Source organism: Gilliamella sp. Bif1-4 (genome assembly GCF_001690535.1).
Lineage (GTDB): Bacteria > Pseudomonadota > Gammaproteobacteria > Enterobacterales > Orbaceae > Gilliamella > Gilliamella bombi.
In genome coordinates, this window is the sequence record NZ_LZHC01000020.1 from 1 (window position 1) to 1,572 (window position 1,572).

The window sequence follows — 1,572 nt, forward strand, 5'->3', positions numbered from 1 at the left end:
ATTTCATTTAAATAAGGATTGTTAATAATGTTTGATACCGTCCAATCCCATGCTGACGCATCATTAATATCCCAATCACCAAATGAATGATTTCTACTATTGTCAATCTGACTTTGCTTTATTCCTTCAAGCATTGTGTCAGAATACCATGTAACTAATTGGTAATATTCATCTTCTGATAGCTTACCTGCTTTATATAAATCAACTAATCTTTGTCCTGCTTCTTGTTCTTTTTGCATATATTGATTATAAACATTCGCCTTACACTCCTCTGTTTTACAATCGTTATATTGCTGCTGCAATTTATCTACTTCATCATAACCGACAATATCTTTGATTTTTTCATAAAGCTTTTTACTCTCTTTATCAAGCTTTTCAACGCCACGTTTATTACTTAATAAGTTATTCTCAACCGCATTTTTCCCTGCCGCAACGCCTGTATTGATATCTTGGATATCACCACCGGCAGCGGCTATCGCAAGGCCTGTCGCTAGTTGTGATAGGGCGCTGATTTGTTGCCTTTCTTCTTGGCTTAGGTCTTTGATGTCTTTATCAGGGTAAAGTATGCCCGCAATCACTTCAGCACCGCGTTCACTTGCAGCAGCACCCAAGCCACCCACTAGTGCAGAGTTGCCTTGTAGCTCGGCTACCACCGCACCGAGTATCGCATGGTTGACGGTGTTGGCAACGGTGCTTCCTTCGGTCTGTTGTTTGATAATAGTCGCAATTTTTGGCGCGAGTGCCCCTGCGGCTGCCCCTGTCATGTCGCCACTGATTAAGCCGTTGATGATACTAACCGCCATGTCAATGCCTTGACGGGTGTCACTGCCCATCGCTGACATGCCTTGGTTCATCGATTCTTTGTAGGCGTCTTCGTAGATTTTTTGTTGCTGCTTGTCGGTTAACACGATGCCTTTGTCTGCGGCTTTTTCTTGTTCTTTTTCTACCGCTTCTTTTGCCTTGGATTCAGCTCTTATCCGGTCAATATGATTAAGCATCGTTAACGTTTCACCACCAATTTCACTTACTAACTGCGTTTGGTCGATGATGTCTTGCTCTTTTTGTTTGTTAAAAATGTGTTTGAGCTCGTTATTCGCCTGCTCAGTATCATGGCTTAATTCGTTGATATCTTGTTTTTGAGCATCCTTATTGCGGATAATTATCGTCCCTTCCGATACCGCTGAATGCGTCGTCGAATGCTCGCTTTCGTTTTTATTGCGACTGGTTGGCATCGATGGCATGCCGCTAGAGCTTACCCCTGCACTGCTGCTACTGACTTGGTAGTCCGCTTTGTTTTCGATATCACTAAAGCTGATTGTGCCTGTGTCAAGGCGGTTTTGGCTCTTGTCTTTCGCTTCTGATGATATCACCGCCCCTTTTAAGTCGGTGTTGTTCCCGACCTTAATGTCATAGCCACCACTGCCGGCAAAGATGCCCGATTGGTCGGTCACACTTTGCCAGTTGCTGTCCATTTTCGTTTTGCTCGCCGAGGCATTAATACTACTTGAGCCTCCATAAGAAAAACTTCCCCCTACCGAGGTTGACGTGCTTTTAGAGTGGAACTCATCGCTG

Annotated in this window: 1 protein-coding gene; it reads right to left on the reverse strand. The window is 43.9% G+C overall.

Annotation, left to right across the window (positions count from 1 at the left end; translation table 11 throughout):
- A partial coding sequence (locus tag A9G25_RS02720) for a VENN motif pre-toxin domain-containing protein (RefSeq protein WP_176701066.1) occupies positions 1-1,572 on the reverse strand: 1,572 nt, incomplete at both ends.